An 888-nucleotide genomic window follows, 5' to 3' on the forward strand; every position below is an offset into this window, starting at 1 on the left:
ACCAGCGCGCCGGCGTTCACCACCAGCCCGTCGACGATCATGCCGTGGTCGGCCGAGAGATAGAGGTCGGTGTGGGGAACGCCGCTGCCCAGCGCCCCGGCGGCGATGCACACGGGCATCATCCGGTCCGACAGGAACACGTGATTGCGGATGGTCTGGCGGCCGATCCACTTCACCGGCACCGCGCGCCCGTCCGCCGTCAGCACCAGATCGCCGATGGCGAGGCTTTCCACCGGCACCTCGCCGCCCGGCACCGCAATCAGCGTGCCGCCGACGAAACAGGTGATGTTGACGGTGACGGTGTCGATGTCATCGACCCCGGCGAAGTCCTGTCCGGAGACGTTGAAGATGATCGAGTCCGGACCACCATTTGCCATGAGTTCATCGTAGGTGAAGGTCCAGCTCATGGCGCCGCTGGCTGGATCCAGCGTGAATGTTCCGAAGTCCGGACCATTGGTCGTCGTGTAGAAACCGTCGAAGTTGCCTGGCCCGTCTCCACCACCGCTTGAGCTCTGCCAGTCGCCCGTGAGCGTCACCGTCTCGCCGGGGGAGACATCGACGTTGTAGATGTAGTCGTCTGGGCTAGTGCCGTCGGAGCCGTTCGAAACCGAATCTGCTCCACTCATCCCAAACAGATTGATGCCGAACCCCATGCCCTATCCCCTCAAGCCAGATCCGACAGCACCCGCGCGCCCCACGAGGCCCCGCGCAGACGCCGTGATTCCACGATCCGCTTCGGCGCGCCGTCCGCGCCGATACGGGCGAACCGGAACCGATCGATCGAGTCCGGCAAATTCTTCTTCACCCAGCGGATGATCTGGACGGCGCTGCCCTGCTCGTAGGGCGCCAGCACGTCCATCAGCCAGAAGCTCTTGCCCGACCGCCATT

2 protein-coding genes are annotated in these 888 nt (G+C 64.6%); both read right to left on the reverse strand.

The features are described 5' to 3' along the window. A partial coding sequence (locus I5731_RS00010; protein WP_197309305.1) for a Hint domain-containing protein occupies positions 1 to 653 on the reverse strand: 653 nt, incomplete at its 3' end. Between the two features lie 11 nt (positions 654 to 664). Continuing rightward, on the reverse strand, positions 665 to 888 hold a 224-nt coding region (locus I5731_RS00015; RefSeq protein WP_210336205.1), incomplete at its 5' end, for a hypothetical protein.

The organism is Methylobrevis albus (genome assembly GCF_015904235.1).
GTDB classification, from domain to species: domain Bacteria; phylum Pseudomonadota; class Alphaproteobacteria; order Rhizobiales; family Pleomorphomonadaceae; genus Methylobrevis_A; species Methylobrevis_A albus.